The organism is Butyrivibrio sp. AE2032, assembly GCF_000702965.1.
This window is the reverse complement of sequence record NZ_JNLF01000004.1, coordinates 182,598-200,250: the sequence shown is the minus strand read 5'-3', so window position 1 is coordinate 200,250 and position 17,653 is coordinate 182,598. Positions and strand designations below refer to the sequence as shown.

The 17,653-nt window shown below is 46.8% G+C and carries 17 protein-coding genes and 1 tRNA gene; 12 read left to right on the top strand and 6 right to left on the bottom strand.

Translation table 11 applies throughout. The features are described 5' to 3' along the window. Nucleotides 1-9 precede the first annotated feature (9 nt). Entirely contained in the window at nucleotides 10-1,227 is a 1,218-nt protein-coding gene (locus BO18_RS15030; RefSeq protein WP_034447627.1) for a class I SAM-dependent rRNA methyltransferase, read from the top strand. A 194-nt stretch (nucleotides 1,228-1,421) separates the two neighbouring features. Beyond that, nucleotides 1,422-2,546 (top strand): alanine racemase, encoded by a 1,125-nt coding sequence (locus BO18_RS15025; RefSeq protein ID WP_034447626.1) that lies wholly within the window; start codon nucleotides 1,422-1,424, stop codon nucleotides 2,544-2,546. Between the two features lies 1 nt (nucleotide 2,547). Here BO18_RS15025 and BO18_RS15020 read toward each other — a convergent pair whose 3' ends face one another. Together BO18_RS15020 and BO18_RS15015 are read right to left on the bottom strand one after the other, a co-directional pair. After that, nucleotides 2,548-4,095 carry a glycosyltransferase family 39 protein gene (locus tag BO18_RS15020; protein ID WP_034447625.1) on the bottom strand — a complete coding sequence of 516 codons (1,548 nt, stop codon included), beginning with the start codon at nucleotides 4,093-4,095 and terminating at the stop codon, nucleotides 2,548-2,550. Between the two features lie 27 nt (nucleotides 4,096-4,122). Next, nucleotides 4,123-4,482: a desulfoferrodoxin family protein gene (locus tag BO18_RS15015; protein WP_034447623.1), complete on the bottom strand. Its 360-nt coding sequence runs from the start codon at nucleotides 4,480-4,482 to the stop codon at nucleotides 4,123-4,125. Between the two features lie 261 nt (nucleotides 4,483-4,743). On the opposite strand from BO18_RS15015, the gene BO18_RS15010 reads away from it, so the two are divergent. Together BO18_RS15010 and BO18_RS15005 are read left to right on the top strand one after the other, a co-directional pair. Continuing rightward, nucleotides 4,744-5,517, top strand: coding sequence for an SDR family oxidoreductase (locus tag BO18_RS15010; RefSeq protein WP_330379552.1), 774 nt, complete (start codon nucleotides 4,744-4,746; stop codon nucleotides 5,515-5,517). Between the two features lie 165 nt (nucleotides 5,518-5,682). Beyond that, entirely contained in the window at nucleotides 5,683-7,542 is a 1,860-nt protein-coding gene (locus BO18_RS15005) for a DUF975 family protein (RefSeq protein ID WP_051688806.1), read from the top strand. Here the strand turns inward: BO18_RS15005 and BO18_RS15000 are convergent. Continuing rightward, the gene (locus BO18_RS15000; protein ID WP_034447619.1) at nucleotides 7,539-7,793 is read right to left on the bottom strand and encodes a hypothetical protein; all 255 of its coding nucleotides are present in this window, start codon (nucleotides 7,791-7,793) and stop codon (nucleotides 7,539-7,541) included. The two genes, BO18_RS15005 and BO18_RS15000, sit on opposite strands and share 4 nt — an antisense overlap. A 142-nt stretch (nucleotides 7,794-7,935) precedes the next feature. On the opposite strand from BO18_RS15000, the gene BO18_RS14995 reads away from it, so the two are divergent. The 4 genes from BO18_RS14995 to BO18_RS14980 all read left to right on the top strand — a co-directional run bounded on the left by BO18_RS14995 (nucleotide 7,936) and on the right by BO18_RS14980 (nucleotide 11,527). After that, complete coding sequence (locus BO18_RS14995) at nucleotides 7,936-9,204, top strand: diaminopimelate decarboxylase (protein ID WP_034447616.1); 1,269 nt, start codon at nucleotides 7,936-7,938, stop codon at nucleotides 9,202-9,204. Between the two features lie 233 nt (nucleotides 9,205-9,437). After that, nucleotides 9,438-9,692 (top strand): hypothetical protein, encoded by a 255-nt coding sequence (locus BO18_RS14990; protein WP_034447614.1) that lies wholly within the window; start codon nucleotides 9,438-9,440, stop codon nucleotides 9,690-9,692. Nucleotides 9,693-9,868: 176 nt separating this feature from the next. Next, nucleotides 9,869-10,486: a TetR family transcriptional regulator gene (locus BO18_RS14985; RefSeq protein WP_034447612.1), complete on the top strand. Its 618-nt coding sequence runs from the start codon at nucleotides 9,869-9,871 to the stop codon at nucleotides 10,484-10,486. Between the two features lie 24 nt (nucleotides 10,487-10,510). Then, a complete protein-coding gene (locus tag BO18_RS14980; protein WP_034447610.1) occupies nucleotides 10,511-11,527 on the top strand; it encodes an aldo/keto reductase in 1,017 nt (338 codons plus the stop codon). A gap of 192 nt (nucleotides 11,528-11,719) precedes the next feature. On the opposite strand, the gene BO18_RS14975 is transcribed toward BO18_RS14980, so the two are convergent. Together BO18_RS14975 and BO18_RS14970 are read right to left on the bottom strand one after the other, a co-directional pair. Further along, a complete protein-coding gene (locus BO18_RS14975) occupies nucleotides 11,720-13,084 on the bottom strand; it encodes a citrate/2-methylcitrate synthase (protein WP_034447607.1) in 1,365 nt (454 codons plus the stop codon). Nucleotides 13,085-13,172: 88 nt separating this feature from the next. After that, nucleotides 13,173-13,877, bottom strand: a complete 705-nt coding sequence (locus BO18_RS14970) for an SDR family oxidoreductase (protein ID WP_034447605.1) — start codon at nucleotides 13,875-13,877, stop codon at nucleotides 13,173-13,175. Between the two features lie 131 nt (nucleotides 13,878-14,008). On the opposite strand from BO18_RS14970, the gene BO18_RS14965 reads away from it, so the two are divergent. The 3 genes from BO18_RS14965 to BO18_RS14955 all read left to right on the top strand — a co-directional run bounded on the left by BO18_RS14965 (nucleotide 14,009) and on the right by BO18_RS14955 (nucleotide 16,605). After that, nucleotides 14,009-15,073 (top strand): hypothetical protein, encoded by a 1,065-nt coding sequence (locus BO18_RS14965; protein WP_034447602.1) that lies wholly within the window; start codon nucleotides 14,009-14,011, stop codon nucleotides 15,071-15,073. 87 nt (nucleotides 15,074-15,160) lie between these two features. Further along, nucleotides 15,161-16,177, top strand: a complete 1,017-nt coding sequence (locus BO18_RS14960) for a hypothetical protein (protein WP_034447600.1) — start codon at nucleotides 15,161-15,163, stop codon at nucleotides 16,175-16,177. Further along, a complete protein-coding gene (locus BO18_RS14955) occupies nucleotides 16,177-16,605 on the top strand; it encodes a hypothetical protein (RefSeq protein ID WP_034447599.1) in 429 nt (142 codons plus the stop codon). The genes BO18_RS14960 and BO18_RS14955 overlap by 1 nt, the downstream gene beginning before the upstream one ends. Nucleotides 16,606-16,669: 64 nt before the next feature. Here the strand turns inward: BO18_RS14955 and BO18_RS14950 are convergent. Continuing rightward, a tRNA-Trp gene (locus tag BO18_RS14950) sits at nucleotides 16,670-16,744 on the bottom strand. A gap of 95 nt (nucleotides 16,745-16,839) precedes the next feature. On the opposite strand from BO18_RS14950, the gene proC reads away from it, so the two are divergent. Continuing rightward, complete coding sequence (proC, locus tag BO18_RS14945; protein ID WP_034447597.1) at nucleotides 16,840-17,643, top strand: pyrroline-5-carboxylate reductase; 804 nt, start codon at nucleotides 16,840-16,842, stop codon at nucleotides 17,641-17,643. Nucleotides 17,644-17,653 lie beyond the last annotated feature (10 nt).

Here is a 17,653-nt window from a genome sequence, read left to right as displayed (position 1 = left end):
AGGGGCAGGATGAGATCTGAAAGACCATATTCAAAGATAAGCATATCTTCAAAGGCTGCGAAGTCCTTGAAGAACGGACATCCCTGGGTTTACGGGAATGAGATATTGTCATCTGAAGGAGAACTTGTTGACGGTTCGATAGTTGACTGTTTTGAGGGTTCGAGCTGGCAGGGAGCCGGTTTCTATAATTCCGGATCGAAGATCGCCGTAAGGATTATCTCGCGCAACAGCAATGATGTTTTTGACGGCAGGTTCTGGTACAGACGCATCCTCTATGCGGTCAAGTACCGTATGACTGTAATGCAGGGTGATGATTTCAAGTGCTGCAGGATTATCCACGGAGAGGCTGATCAGATGCCCGGTTTTACCTGTGACAGATATGGTGACATTGCCGTAACGCAGATCGCATGTCTCGGCCTTGAGATGAATAAGGATGTAATATACAAAGCCTTAAGAGATGTTTTCGATGAGATCGGAGAACCGCTTAAGGGTATATATGAGCGTAATGATCTTGCCTTAAGGACGAAGGAAGGTCTTGAACTGTTCAAGGGATGGTATGGCGGAGCGGATTATCCGTGCATTACCGAGATAACCGAGAACGGGATAAAGTATTCCGTTGATGTTGAGAACGGTCAGAAGACGGGATTCTTCCTGGATCAGAAGTATAACAGGACAGCCGCGGCGAGGATAGCAAAAGACAAGAATGTGCTCGACTGCTTTACACACACGGGTTCGTTCGGTCTGAACTGTGCCGCTAACGGAGCCAGACACGTAACCAGTGTCGACATATCGTCCCAGGCTGTCGAAATGGCAAAAGCCAATGCGGTAAGAAATAACCTGGAGGATAGGATTGATTATGTCTGTGAGGACGTTTTCGAGCTGCTCACAAACATGGCTGCGAAGAAGGATCACTCGTACGATTACATAATCCTCGATCCGCCCGCATTCACCAAGTCCAGAGATACCGTAGATTCAGCCGGCAGAGGCTACAAGGAGATAAATCTGAAGGCGATGAAACTGCTCCCGAGAGGCGGTTATCTTGCCACTTGTTCATGCTCGCATTTCATGACGGATGAGTTGTTCAGGAAGATGCTTTCTTCTGCGGCGAGAGATGCCGCAGTCAGCCTGAGGCAGATAGAAGCAAGAACACAGGCTCCTGACCACCCCATACTTTGGAATGTGCCTGAGACCGATTATCTGAAGTTTTACATATTCCAGGTCGTGTAAAAGGATAAAAGCGCTGCCTGTTGTTAAAAACGCCGCAAATGGCGCCGGATAAAGGGTTTCCGGCGTTTTTTGTTGTTCCCGTGCCTCATTTTAGCCTGCTTTTTCTCACAATCTTGTTGTCGTTTTGATGCTGATATGAAGATGATTTGAAATTTCGCCCCCTTAATCTGTATACAGAAAGTGAGGTGACTCTTATGTGCGACGAACTTTTCTTTGAGAATACAGATAACAATTGTTGTTTTGATAAAAACGCCACCCTCGTTATAAAGAAGGAGGCTATCGTAAACAACGTGAGATATATTAAGAAAACGACAGAAGCGAAGGTGATCGCTGTCGTAAAGGAAAACGGCTACGGGTTGGGAGTCGCCAATCTCTACAACATCATAAAAGATGAGGATATCTATATGTATGCCGTTACATCTTCCTGCGAAGCCGTTGCATTGAGAAGAGAGGGCTGCAAGACCGACATCCTTATGCTGACTCCGATTTCCGATTTCAGCGAACTGATGATGATGGTAACGCATAACGTCGTTATTGCCCTGGGAAATAAGAATCAGATCCCCGAGCTGCTCTATATCCATGAGCTTACCGGAAAGAGACCGAGAGTACATATTCAGATCGATTCCGGTCTCGGAAGATACGGTTTCAATGCGGATGATCTTCCGTATTTTAAGAATTACGAGGATTTCATCTCTTTCGAAGGGTGCTTTACACATCTTGCCGGCAGCAACAGCAATTACAAAAAGAGCGTTGAAAAACAGATACGCGTATTCAAGTCGGCCTTGGAGCGTATCAGAGCTACGGGTGTTGATACCGGTATCTGTCATGTCGCAAATTCAAAAGCGTCGCTGACCTTCGGTTCTCTCGGTTTCGATGCTGTAAGGGTAGGCAGTGCGCTTCTCGGAAAATCATCCGTAAAGAGCGGGCTTGAGGAAGCGGTATGGCTGGAATCCGAAGTGTTTTCGGTTTACAACAGACAGGAAGGCGAGCATATCGGATACAGTGGAGAAGCTTATCTTAAAAGAGACAGTTCACTTGCGGTAGTAAGGGTCGGAACAGGCTGCGGGATCGGACTGATCCAGAAGGGGACAATGGACTTTTCATTTTGCAGCATAGTCAAGAACCTGATGAGAAGGATCTCATCAGATCCTGTATTAAGCGTTTGGATCAACGGCAGACAGAATCCGGTCATAGGCAGGATCGGCGTATCCCACATGACTGTAGATGTTACAGAATGTCAGGTAAAAGAGGGGGATGTTGTCAAGGTTCAGGTAAACCCTCTGCTCGTACATCCATATGTCAGGAGACTGGTGGTCTGATTCAGATCCTCTTATAAAGATTATATCCTTCAAGGATCGGTTCACAGGTGAAGTCTATGAAGAGGTTAGTCTCTTCCTGGATCTTCTCGTAGTTATCCCAATGTTCTTCCGGGAAAGCATAGGTGATTATGTAGTCGAAGTAACCTTCTTCTATCAGTCTGTTCTGTTCTTCAAGGATATAGGGATAGGAATCACAGATGTTGAGGTAGCAGAAGTATTTGTTCTGCGGCAGTATCCCGGCAGCCGTATAGAAGCCGGAGTCGATGACACCGTATACCAATACCTTCGCGTCTGGTGTCTGTCTTATCGTTTCCGCGATCCTGCATTGAGAGGTGAAATCTTTGGGTTTGAACATAAGATATTTGTTCTTACCCATGTAGACTGTAAACACATATAATATGGCAAGCATTGCAGCAAGAGCTTTGGTTATGAATCCCGGATTCTGTTTTGAAGCGGTTACGAGCTTCTGCAATCCTTTAATGCAGGGGATAAGTGCCAGACAGTAAATATATGACAGAAGATATCCGTAATAATATACATATACATTACGGGAGAAAACAAATCCCAATGACAGGGCGAACGTCAGGAAAAAGAACAGGAATACTCTTTTTCTGTATGATCTGTTCATCATCACGAATGAGATGAGTGACAGCAGTATCATGACGCATGCCGAGGGGTATTCCAAAGCCATCTTGACGAGCCCTGAGCAAGGATAGTATAAGGTCCTTAAAACTTTGAGATATACAGGCATGTTTTCCGCTGTTCCGCCGTGATAATAGAACAGATTGGTCCTGAAATATCCTTCCCAAAGATCGCCCAAAGCTCCGTTCGCAATGAAATAGATAAGCACCGGGGCGGTAAAGAACGTTAGGCCTGCAAAGAATCTCCAGATGAGTGACCAGAGCCTGCCGAACATCTTCTTTCTTATAACCATTATGATTATGAAGATGACAAAGCCTGCCATAAATCCCAGGAATGTGTATTTAATCCAGAAAAGAGCACCGGAAATGATACCGCATATGAGCGCGTCGCGGTCAGCGGGTATACCGTTGCCTTTTACTGCCGCTCTAAGCCCGATATAGAACGCAACTGCAAGAAGCGGAAAGCAAAGTTCTTCGGAGTTGCCGCCGAAGTTGAACATCGACATCGTATAGATAACGCCGGAGAAAAGCGGCATAACTGCTATTGTGAACTTCCCGGGATCTGTAAAGAGTTTTACGGTCTTCCATGAGAATACCGAGTAAACCGAAGCGGCGGCACATTCGATTAACCATACACCGGCAAATGACCGTTCGGATATAAGGGCCGCCAATGCATAAATGAAATGCAGAAGCGGACCTTTATGGTCGAACAGATCCCTGTAAGGTACTAGACCATGGATAATGCCCCTTCCGATCACGAAGAAGACGTTTACATCATCCCACGGGTTGAACGGAAAGAGCGGTGAACAACAGGACACGAATGTTATCGTGACTGATGCTGAGGCAATTAAAAAGATAAGTTCAAATCTTGAGAGCTTGATGTTGTCTATTGTTGTTTTAGTCTCCATGAACGGTCCGGACCGGTGTTAAGGATATCAGGCCTCTGCCTTCCAGAGCCCGTGGAGGTTGCAGTATTCGTAAGCTGCTATGACCTTCTCATCAGAACCGATCGTGAAAACGGCTTTGGGTTCTTCGCCGGGCTTGAGTTGTCTGATAACGGCTCCCTTGTCTGTCTCCAAAGCTATGAACGTGATATAGTGCGCATCCATCATGGGGTGAGCGACTTCACCTACGGTTACAGTAACTTCCTGTCCGTTGACGGAGATAACAGGCACATGCTTCTCGCCTGCGGCATCGGTGGTATTGGGGATAAGTTCTTCAAGAGGCCCCCCTTCGCATTCTGTCTCGAAAAGCTTGGTTACAACAGTTCCGCACTTGCCTTTGAAAAACTTCATATGGATTATCCTCCTGCTGATTTTTTGGATAAGCACATTATAACATTTTGTAAGGAATTGCTCCTTCCGGGAACTGAATTGAAAATCATTCGAAAGGCTTTATTTGCAAACGAGAGCAAAACTTAATGGAAACGGCACAGATTGAGGCCAAATTGCTGAAAAAGACAAATGTTCCTGATTTAATCGGCCATATTGGGTTATGTATAATTTTCGTGGAGTTAAAAGACTCCGGCCAAAAATATCAAAAGAGGTGGAATGGATATGGCTAACATTTTTGATTTAACGGGAAGAGTTGCTGTTATTACAGGCTGCTCCACAGGACTCGGTGTTCAGATGGCTAAGGCTCTTGCAAATCAGGGCTGTGATATCGTAGCCATTGCGCGCCGCCAGAATCTGCTCGACGAGGTTTGCGCAGATATCGAAAAGACATACGGTGTAAAGACACTTGCAGTAAAGCTCGACATTACTGATACAGATGCGGTTAATGCTGCCGTAGATGAGATCATCGCTAAGATGGGCAGGATCGACATCCTTGTAAACAATGCAGGGACGGGCGCTGTAGCTCCTGCAGAAGATATCACTGACGAACAGTTCCAGAACGAGATCGACATCGACCTCTTCGGTTCTTTCAGAATGGCCAGAGCCATCGCGAAGAAGGCTATGATCCCTGCAAAGTTCGGCAGAGTCATAAATATTGCTTCAATGTACGGTTTGGTAGGAAACAAGGTTGCTCCCGCATCTCCTTACCATGCAGCAAAGGGCGGCGTAGTCAACCTTACAAGAGCACTTGCTTCCGAATGGGGTAAGTACAATATTACAGTAAACAGCATCTGCCCGGGCTATTTCTACAGCCCTCTTACAAAGGAGACTCTTGATTCAGAGTTCTTCCAGGCTAATGCAAGGACTATGATCCCTCTCGAGAGATACGGCAACGACGGCGAGCTCGACACAGCAGTATGCTTCCTCGCTTCTCCCGCTACAACTTATGTCACAGGCGTAAATCTCCCTGTCGACGGTGGATACACCTGCATGTAACCTGAACAGGCCGTCCGCATCAAGGCTGATGGCTAAACCGGCTTAGTGCTTTAAGGCTGTCTCAAAAGTGCAACGATCACTTGTGAGGCAGCCTTTTATAATATTAATATTTGAGACATCAGATTTTTTTGTTAGAATATGCCGTAATAAGGGTAGGTGGCATTTTTGGAGACAGACAATTTTACATTTTCACGTAAGGAACTTAAACGTGATGCAAAGTTGAATTTCAAGCATCATTATCTGATGTATGTCGTTGCATGTCTTCTTGCGCTTATACTCCAGACAGAGTTCGTTGCGTCTGACACCCTCATCAGTATCAGGAGACAGGTGGTCGATGATGCGATCAACGCGGTAAATGAGTTTACAGACGTAAAGGGCCTGGAGCGCATCGAAAATGCTTACAGGGAGATCGACGGGGATGCCGATTCAATATATACGGGTGTAGAGCAGATGCTGTATAACCAGTCTTTCTCTGATGAGGCGACAAATGAAGTCTTCGGAAGGACGAGGGGAATACTGAATCAGGTCATCAATTACATTGTTGAAGATACGATAATCTCAAATGTCTATTCCATAGTTACGCAGTTTGTAGGCTCAAGGAACGTAGCCCAGGTGCTGATGCTCCTGATGGCATTGTTCTTTGCAGCGTTCACATGGCTGTTTGTCCGTAATGTTTATCTGGCAGCCAGCCGAAGGATATTCCTTGAAGGCAGGATATATAAAAGAGTCCCGTTCTCGAGATATCTTTATTTTATCCGGGTTAAGCGATGGGTGAGAGCATCTTTAGTAATGGGACTTAAGACCGTCTTCGAGATAGTCGGAATGTCTACTGTGGTCCTTTATCCTGTGATCCACTGCGGATTGGCGATGGTACCTTATATCATTGCGGAAAACCCGGATGTCAGACCCTTTGAGGCTTTGCTTCTTTCCTGGAGGATGATGAAAGGGAACAAGAGAAAGCTGTTTTTCCTGTTTATGAGCTTTACCGGCTGGTTTATACTGGGCTTTTTCACGCTCGGCATATCCAATCTGGTTTATGCAAATCCTTACTATGTCTGCTGCTATTCAGAGTTCTATTCAAGGTTAAGGTATTATTCAAAGGAAAAGAAACTCAAGGGAACGGAGATCCTTAACGATGAATATCTATTTGTCAGAGCGGACACAAATACGCTTCTCGATACATATTCGGATGTAAAGGAGGAACTGGCAAGGCCCGAGTATTCAGTTGAAGGCCTCGACAGCAGAAGAGAGAAGTTCTTTGCCAAGTATTTCGGTGTAGTCCTCTGGAACAGCAAGGATGAGATCGAATATGAGAACCGCGAGTCCCGCAAGATGAAGATGATGGCATATCAGAACGAGGCAGACGGATTATCTTATCCGTCAAGGCTTTCACCGATCCCGGATCAGAGAAAGATCCCTTCTCTTGAGAATATCCACTATCTGAGACATTATTCGGTGGCTTCACTTGTCATGATGTTCTTCATCTTCTCGTGTTTCGGGTGGACCTGGGAACTTCTGTATTACTTCCTCATGAAGGGAAGGCTGATAAACAGGGGTGTCCTTCACGGCCCCTGGCTCCCGATCTACGGGTTCGGCGGACTGATCGTTCTCATATTGCTCGCAAGCCTCAGGAAGAGACCGTTTATATTCTTTATCTCGGCGATCACGCTCTGCGGAACTGTCGAGTATTTTACCGGCTGGCTGCTCGAGAAACTGTTCGGTCACGAATGGTGGAATTATGACGGATATTTCCTTAATATCAACGGAAGGGTCTGCGCCGAGGGATTGTTTGTATTCGGCATCTGCGCCATAGCCTTTATCTATGTCCTTGCCCCGCTCCTGGATTCGTTAATACGCAAGATAAACAGAAGGGTCCTGCTGGCTATAGCAGTGACCCTCCTGGTGTTGATCGCAGCCGATTGTGTTTACTCGAGTGTCGTGCCTAATACCGGATACGGTATAACGGGCAATTTCGATAAAGACGAGGACATTGTTGCAGTCGAGACGGTAATCGAGACGGGTTAATTGCCCGTAAGTGAAGAGATCGCGCCTGTAAAGAATGCGATCGCGAAGATCAGCAGTGCAACAACACATACGATGATCGTGTAGCAGAAGTAAGATCTGGCGAAGTTCTTCTTGTTTACGTTCCTGGCGCCCAATGCCATGACGATGAGGCAGATGAAGCCGATTACCGGAATAGAGAACAAGATCTCATATCCGAAGTAACCCCACATTGATATCGGACGATACTCTTCAGGAATGCTGTTCTGGTCCATAATGATATTCCTCCCTTATTTCAGACGGTGCACGCCGCGCGGAATGACCGCCTTTTATTAAGAGTAAATATAGCACAAATCTCTTGTTTTTCGCCCGATAAAATGTTAACTTACCTCATATTGTTTTTTAGAGGGTATAGTTATGGAGAAAAAACCGTTTGTAACCAAGAGTCAGATCGAAGAGATAGCAAGGACACATCCCACCCCTTTTTATATCTACGACGAGAAGGGAATAAGAGAGAACTGCAAGCTCGTCAAAGAGGCATTTGCCTGGAATAAGGGCTTTAACGAATTCTTCGCCGTAAAGGCAACACCCAATCCCTACATTCTCGACATCATCAACGATTACGGATTCGGTTTTGACTGTTCATCCGAAGCGGAACTCATCCTGGCAGACGCCGTCGGTGGTCCCATCATGTTTTCCTCGAACGATACTCCGGCAAGAGAATATGCTCTCTGCGCAAATCTCGGAGGAATCATCAATATCGACGACATCACTCACATCCCTTTCCTTGAGCAGATCCTCGGACCTGTTTTTCCCGAGGTGATGAGCTGCAGATATAATCCGGGCGGAGTATTCAAGCTCAGCAACGGCATCATGGATAATCCCGGTGATTCCAAATACGGAATGACAAAGGAGCAGCTCATAAGCGCCTATACACAGCTCAAGGCACATGGTGTAAAGAAGGTCGGACTCCATGCATTTCTTGCAAGTAACACTGTTACAAACGAATATTATCCGACTCTTGCAGGCCAGCTCTTTGAACTCGCAGCCGAGATCTCCGAGAAGGTCGGCATTGAATTTGCTTTCATTAATCTTTCAGGCGGCGTAGGTATCGGATACAGACCTGAAGATACCCAGAATGACATCATGGCCATTGGTGAGGGCGTAAGAAAACAGTTCGAGCGCGTTCTTGTTCCTGCAGGCATGGGCGATGTCGCCATCTATACGGAGATGGGAAGATTCATGCTCGCTCCTTACGGAATGCTCATCACAAAGGCTATACACGAAAAGCATATCTATAAGGAATATATCGGCGTTGACGCTTGCGCAGCTAACCTTATGAGACCTGCAATGTACGGCGCTTATCACCACATCACCGTTCTCGGCAAGGAGAATGAACCTTGTGATCACAAGTATGATATAACAGGTTCCCTCTGTGAGAATAACGATAAGTTTGCCATAGACAGGATGCTCCCGAAGATCGAAATGGGCGATTATCTTGCCATTCACGATGCCGGTGCACACGGTTTTGCCATGGGGTATAACTACAACGGCAGACTCTGGTCTGCAGAACTCCTTCTCAAGGAAGACGGGTCCGTCGAAGAGATCAGAAGGGCTGAGACTCTTAACGATTACTTCGCAACATTCGACAACACAAAGTACGCATCAAAACTCATCAGCGATTAATGCCTGAAATACCCGTATTTATTAAATCTGCGGGTTTCTGGACAATTTATCTAACACAAAAAACGAGGTTCTGCTCTTGTGCATTATGCACAAAAGCAGAACCTTTGTGTTATGCAATATGTTTAAGAAATCCATTGTTTGGAATGGGGAGTAAGTGTACTATTAGGCTGTCCAAAGGGAAAGCCTTTGGGGATAGAAAAAGGACAGAAAATACTTTTTAGGAGGTAATAGATATGAAAGCATTTTACTTAGACAACATTGATGTTGCTACACTTATGAAGGCACTTGACGAGTGCAAGGGAGACGTAATCCTTCTTACAGATGAGGGTGACCGTTTCAACCTCAAGAGCAAGCTCAGCCAGATCACAGGCATCATGAAGCTCATCGAAGGCGGTATCGTATGCAATGCCAAGATTAGCTGCTCCGATCCTGACGATGAGGCAATGCTCTTCAGACTTAACCTTTTCGGAAAGGTAGAGGAGAACTGAAGGTTTATCCCTGACTTAAAAGGTTAACAGGTTTTTGAGTTATAGAGGCTTTCTCGAAAGAGAGGCCTCTTTTTATGTCCAGATGATCGTTCGGTTTCTCTATCTTGACACTGTGTCAGAATGTGGTTAGAATAAAACTGACACTGTGTCAGAATGAAGAAAACGAGGAAAAGGAAATGCCAAAGGGATCACCGGAACTGACTGCTGCGAGAAAAGAGGAGATCGTCAATGCCTGTGAGAAGCTCTATAAGACTATGAGCTTCAAGGACATTACTTTAAAGGAGATAGGCAATGTGACTTCTTTCACGAGAACGTCGATATACAACTATTTCCAAACGAAGGAGGAGATATTCCTTGCGCTTTTTGAAAGGGAATACGTCCGTTGGAATAAAGATCTTCAGAGCATCCTGAACGGGAATGAGAAGCTTGGCAGGGAACAGCTTGCGGATAAGATCGCTTCGTCTATATCAAAAAGGGAGCAGCTCCTGAAGCTGCTTGCAATGAATAACTACGATATGGAGTCGAACAGCAGACCTGAACTCCTGACCTCTTTCAAGGTCGCTTACGGTGAATCTATCAGGATCATGATAAGTCTTCTTAAAAAGTTCTGTCCTGATAAGAGTGAAGATGACATCAGTGATTTCGTATATGTTTTCTTCCCGTTTATGTTCGGTATCTATCCTTATACGGCAGTGACGGATAAACAGCGTAAGGCTATGGATGAGGCACATGTCGGCTTTACTTACCATACGGTCTATGACATTACAAAGAACTGTCTTTTGAGACTTCTCTGATAAAAGCATAAGGGGGCACTTAAAATGAAATATACAAAACTCGGTAAATCTGATCTGAATGTTTCGCGTATCTGCATGGGATGCATGGGCTTTGGCGAAGCTGCAACAGGGCAGCACAGCTGGACTCTTGATGAGGAACATTCAAGGGAGATCATCAAGAAGGGTCTTGATCTCGGCGTGAATTTCTTTGATACGGCCATTGCTTATCAAAGCGGCACGAGTGAGCAGTATGTAGGAAGGGCACTCCGAGATCTTGCAGAGCGTGAAAATGTTGTTGTTGCTACAAAATTCCTTCCACGTACTCCGGATGAGATCGAAAGGGGAATATCGGGACAGCAGCATGTACGGAACATGATCAATACGAGTCTTGCCAATCTCGGCATGGATTATGTTGACCTTTATATCTATCACATGTGGGACTGGAATACTCCTGTATACGATATCCTTGACGGTCTTAACAGCATTGTAAAAGAAGGAAAGGTGCGATATATAGGTATTTCGAACTGCTTTGCATGGCAGATAGCCAAAGCAAATGCGATAGCTGAAAAGGAAGGTTTCAGCAAGTTCGTTTCAGTACAGGGACATTACAATCTGATCTTCCGTGAAGAGGAAAGAGAGATGGTCCCTTACTGTTCCGAAGAGAATATTGCCCTTACTCCATACAGTGCGCTTGCGAGCGGGCGTCTTTCGAGAAGACCGGGAGAAGGTGATACCAAACGTGCAGCTGAAGACAGCTATGCCAGATTCAAATACGATGCAACAGCCGATACTGATAACATCATCATCGCCCGTGTTGCCGAGCTGGCGGAAAAGCGCGGCGTTTCAATGACTGAAGTATCGCTTGCCTGGCTCCTTACCAAGGTAACTGCCCCCGTTGTCGGTGCGACGAAAATGCATCACATCGAAGGTGCGGTAAGAGCAACAGAACTTGAGCTGACAGACGATGAAATCCTGTATCTCGAGGAACCTTATGTTCCGCATCCGCTTGCAGGAGTTATGGCTCAGAACAAGCCCTCAAACTCAAAAGAAAAACATGTCTGATTCTGCTCTCACGGCGGCGGAAGGTTCGGCCAGAGCCTTACTGCGATCGCAAAACTCGCTCCTGATTCAGATATGGGCGAGGGACTGTCTGTTCATTATTCCGGCGGATCGGCATTGCCCGGTGATGTGGAAAAATGGCTTGATTCAAACGGAATCAAGCCATAGGTCAAACTTGTTGGAGCAAGAGGATCATCAGCGCTCTTCTATGGGATGGTATTCGACTCTTTCCTGAACGCTCTTATATGCGGGACGGATGATCTTGCCCTTGCCGTTCAGCTCTTCGATCCTGTGTGCCGACCAGCCCGAGATCCTTGCGATTGCAAAGAGGGGAGTATAGAGTTCCATCGGGATACCGAGCATCGAATAAACGAAGCCGCTGTAGAAATCGATGTTTGCGGATACGCCTTTGTAGATCTTTCTTTCAGCTGCGATGAGCTCGGCAGAGAGCTTTTCGACTCTCTCATAGAATTCGAATTCCTTACTGCGGCCCTTCTCGGCAGAGAGGTCTTTAACATAGCGCTTGAAGATCTGTGCTCTGGGATCGGAGATCGAATAGATGGCGTGACCCATGCCATAGATGACGCCTGAACGGTCAAATGCATCCTTGTGAAGGATCTTCTCGAGATAAGCGAGGATCTCGTCATTGTCTTCCCAGTCGGAGATGCTCCTCTCGAGTTCCTTGAACATCTTGACCACCATAATGTTCGCTCCGCCGTGCTTCGGTCCCTTAAGGGAACTCAGTGCAGCGACGACCGATGCATAGGTATCGGTGCCGGAACTTGTTACGACATGAGTCGTGAATGTGGAGTTGTTGCCGCCGCCATGTTCAGCGTGGAGCATGAGGGATACATCTAATATCTTTGCTTCGAGCGGTGTGAACTTGTTGTCCGCTCTCAGCATGTAAAGGAAGTTCTCAGCAGTCGATAAGTCCGGTCTCGGTCTGTGTACAACCAGTGAATCGCGGTCGAGATAATAGCGCATTGCATTATAACTGTGGACAGCGATGCTCGGGAATATTGATATAAGCTCAAGCGACTGGCGGAGTACGTTCGGGATCGAAATGTCCGCAGCCTGCGTATCGTAAGCGTACAGATTGAGGACGCCTCTCTGGATATTGTTCATCAGATCTGATGAAGGTTTCTGCATTATAACGTCCCTGAAGAAGTTCTTCGGCATCTTGGAACGCGATTCTGCGAGAAGCGCGCGGAAATCCCTTAACTCCTGTTCATTCGGTAGTTTTCCGAAGAGAAGAAGATAGGTGGTCTCTTCAAAACCGCAGTGCATTTCCTCGGGCTGTCCCTTGATCATCTCTTTTACATTGATGCCGCGGTAGAACAGCTCGCCCGGAGCGGGGACTGTCTCGCCGTTGACGACCTGCGTTGCATTGACTTCGGAGATCTTGGTAAGTCCCGTAAGGACGCCTTTACCGTTAATGTCTCTCAGGCCGCGCTTGACATCATATTTGGTGTAGAGCTCCGGATCTATGGCATTTGACTGACAGATCTGCGCAAGACGCAAGATCTCGGGTGTGATCTTGGAGTAATTATTTGTAGCCATAAAAATCCTCTCCTTTCTGAGGCATATTTACTGCCGCAAAAATGCGCGACAGTTTTAATATTTTAAATGATTGAAATCAACAAAGCAATTAAATCAGGAATCCGCCGTTTACGCCAATTATCTGTCCTGTGATGAACGAAGCCTTCTCAGACTGCAGGAAATAAAGGGTTTCCGCGACTTCCTCAGGAGTACCGAGTCTGCCTGCGGGAGTTTCCGCGCAGAGTGCGTCCCTGTCCTCATCGCTATAGCATTTCATCATGTCCGTATCAATGACACCGGGTGATACGGCATTGACCCTTATGCCTGAAGGACCGAGTTCTTTCGCCAGTGATTTTATATATGAATCGACAGCGCCCTTGCTCGCTGAGTAGAGTGCCTCGCAGGAAGCGCCCGTCTGTCCCCACATCGAAGATACTGCAAGAATTACGCCAGATCTCTGTTCCACCATGCCCGGAATAACTGCATTTGCCAGATTAAAGAGTCCGCCGAAGTTGGTATCCATTACGTCTCTGTAATCCGTGAACTTCATGTCCTGTGCAAGCCCTGATACCGAGATGCCTGCGTTCGAGATAAGAACATCCACTTCACCAAAAGACCTTACCGCGCTTTTTACTGCGAGTCCGACCTCTTCGGGATCTTTTACGTCACACTGATAGTAAGTGACGCCTTCGATGATCTCGTCAGATCTGCCTGAACGGCTTAATGACGATACCTTATAGCCATGGCTGGCGAAAAGCTTTACGCAGGCCTTGCCGATACCTCTTGTACCGCCTGATATCAAAAGATGTGCCATTCCCGTATCCCCCTTTGAAATGAGCGTTTCTGCAACTATTTTACACGATTCGCGGTTAACTTGCCCGTTCCTTGTTTTACAAGAACGGACTTTATCACTATAATAGACGCGTCTAAGGGGAGGATTCCTATATGTCAAAACATAAGAATAAGGGTAAAAAGCCCGTGAACAATGATATAGAAAACGAAGTTAAGAACGCCGGAAACATCGCTGAGGCGGATGCCGCTGAAGAAACGGAAGAGGTTTTCTCGGAGACTGTGGAAGAAAAGTCTGAAGAGTCTTCTGAAGAGCCCGTTGAAGAGAAGTCAGATGTTGAGGAAACTGCTGCAGATGAAGAAACTGCAGAAGAATCTGACGGCAAGGAAAATGCTGCCGATACCGTCCGCATAGCCGGAGCAGATGAAGAGACAAAGAAGGCCAATGAGGAGTTCAGAAAGCTTTCCTTCGGCGAGAAGTGCAAGAGGGATCCGCTCATTCCCGTATCGCTCCTGCTCGTATTTGTGGCTATCATTGTCGGTGCCGCATATTTCATCCTTCCCAACGTTATCTGTCCTTCCATGGGAATGACGCTCGAAGAATTCAGGACCAGATTTGATGCTGCGGATATTTCCAAGGCGCTGATGAATAATGGCCTTGACATCGGCTTCATTGGTATCGATTATGTTGATCCTGATACAAATCCGAGCATTTTAGGCGATAAGGCGATCGTTTCCGCGAACAGGTCTTTTGCAGACTTTTTCGAAGGTGAATCCAGGAGCTATCTGGTAAATTCCGGAATCGACGGTGCGACGAGAAAGACCGACAACGAACTGGCTTATGTCAGGATCTATATCGAATATGCAGAAGACGTAAACCCTGTCTGGATGTACTTTTCGAACATCCTGCTGACGCTCTATCCCGATCTGACGATGAACGATGCCATGGATATCTCACTCAAGCTGATGGGTGAATATAACGGCAGTGATGTAAGGTTCGATTCAAGGGGAGATTATGCCTTCAGGATGGTCCCTGTCACAAAGAACGAAGTCAACTATATCGCATTCGATGTGGTGCCCAAGGCGCTTCTGAACAGCTCACAGATAAGATATAACCTTGATACCGAAGAGAAATTCGCAGTTGCATCTTCTGCAGCTGTTTCCGAAACAGTGCAGGAATCTGTACAGGAGTCCGTACAGGAATCCGCTGCTTCAACCTGACATACAACATCTGTTTCCGTTGTCTGTTTACAAAATTGCCCCGTAATCTATAATATTTTTCAGAATGTTTTTCGGGGGTAGGGGAATATGGCCAGCGGAGGATTTCACGGTGGAGGAGGCCACTCAGGCGGACATCATGGCGGCGGTTTCGGCGGCGGCTTCGGTGGAAGCGGTTTTTCCGGAGGCGGTTATTCCGGCGGCGGTTTTTCGGGCGGCGGTTATTCGGGTAACGGGGATGAATCCTTAACGGGATGCTTTTCTGCGTACGCCATCGTAGGTTTTGTTATATTCTTGTATATGTTGGCCATGGTCTTGGAAGGTTTTCTTCCGGGACTTAACTGGCTGAATCTTATAATATTCTTTGTCAGCATTTTCTTCTATTTGTACGGTCTAAAAGAATATGACCGGACATCGGTCGTATCATACTTCCTGAAGGGCTATGTTCCGTCCTTCGGTATGAGGATATGGAAAGGCGACAGACCTTACGGTATCTCCCGTGACAGAAAATCCTGGGCCAAGTCCAAAGATTGTTTCTGCATATCTTTTTTCGACAAGGAATACGGAGAGGAAAACAAAAAGAAAGTAGGCGAACTGATCGGCAGGACTCCGAAGATCTTATGGCTGAACCTGTTTATGTGGATGTGGATCGGCTTTGTATGCATGGTGGTCAATCTTTTCTTCTATGAAGCCGTTATACCCTTTTTCGAGAGGGCGACGATGAGCGACCAGGCATTTAAGTTCTTTGACGAGTTTATCTTTTACCTTCCTTCGCTGTTGTGTTTGCTAAGTTCACTTATCTGCTGCCTGATAGTAAAGATCAGGGACAAGCTCTTATATCAGTGCGCGGTCAGAGTCGTCGGTGATATCGATGCCGCAGAAGAAAGACTCAAGACCGAGGAGTTCATAACATCGCAACTGAGCAGGAAGTGGTATTACAATAACTGCCCGAACTGCGGCGCGGAGGCTTCCAAAGCCTTAAGATCATGCACGTTCTGCGGGGCTTCTTTGGAGGTCAAGTCTTTTGATTACGGATTATCGGGTGCGGTTCACCGTATCTCGGCAGCAGACGAGGAAGCGGATAAGCATCCGGGAAGGAGAGGGTGATGGCAGACAGATTTTTCAAGTTTTCCCTTCCGATAGGCATTGCGGGGATCTTATTAAACCTTTTTCTCTTTGCCACTAACTTTTACTATGAACTGGTCATACCGGTTTTCGAGAATTCGGGCCTGGAGGGTGCGCCCTTCGTCTTCTTCGATAACCTTGTCTTCTATACGCCCTGTATCTTTATGGTTCTTTTTGCCGCGTATATAGTTGCGGGTCAGATCTATAAGAGAAAAGCGCAGACGAAAACCGAAGACGAGGTTACGGAAAAACTTGTCGAAAAAAATGCGGCTGTCCAGAAGGAGTTGGATGAAAGAGCCGAGTTCCTGAAGCACAAGTATTACACCAACTGTCCGAACTGCGGTTCCGTCAGGGCGGAGAATGAAAGTGTGTGTTCTTTCTGCGGCGCATCGCTGATAAGGAAGAAATAACCCGTTTTTGGGACAATTTGATTACAAAAAAAGAGTTCCCGAAGTATCGGAAACTCTTTTTTGTTGGCAGGGGAGACACGATTTGAACGCGCAACCGGCGGTTTTGGAGACCGCTGCTCTACCGTTGAGCCACTCCCCTATGTGCAACGTGTATTTTATTCGTTGGTTTGCACTATGTCAAGGGTAATGTTAAGATTGTAGCGCTTATCTTATATATAAATAAGGAGAAAAGTTATGAGGTTGGCAGTTATCGGTACCGGGAACATGGGAAAAGCTCTTTTGGGCGGTTTTGTTAAGGGCGGAGTCATCAGCCCGTCGGAAGCCTGGTGCTTTGATGTTTATGAGGAGGCGTGCACCAAGTGCGCCGAAGAACTCGGAGTAAATGCCGCATCTTCCGCTCAGGAAGCGGTCAAAGGTGCCGATTATATCCTGATGGCAGTAAAGCCTGTCCATTTCGACGATGCGTTAAAGAGCATAAAGGACAGTCTTGAGCCCGGTGCTGTTGTTCTTTCCATAGCCGCAGCCGTAACATGCGACAGGATCGGGAAGATCCTCGGTGAAGGCAGAAAGTTCGTAAGGATCATGCCGAACACTCCCGCTCAGGTAGGACTCGGCGTATCTGCTGTCTGCCCCGTGGGACTGAGCAGTGAGGAATCTGATTTTGTAATAAAGCTTCTTAACACATGCGGAGAATCGATCCTCTGCGATGAGAATACGCTGGACGCGATAGGATGCGTATCCGGAACCGGTCCCGCCTATGTCATGCTCTTTATCGAAGCGATGGCAGATGCTGCGGTAAGCCTCGGCATCAAGAGGGCAGACGCTCTTAAGATCGCCGCTGCAACCGTCGCAGGTTCGGGCAAGCTCGCTCTCGAGACGGGAAAGCACCCCGCGGTACTTAAGGACATGGTATGCTCCCCCGGAGGAACCACCATTGCCGGAGTAATGGCACTCGAAGAGAACGGCCTCAGGAATGCGGTCATCAAGTCAGTTACGGCCGCTTACGACAAGACCCAGGAGATGAAGGGCAATAAATAAGCCCGCCAAT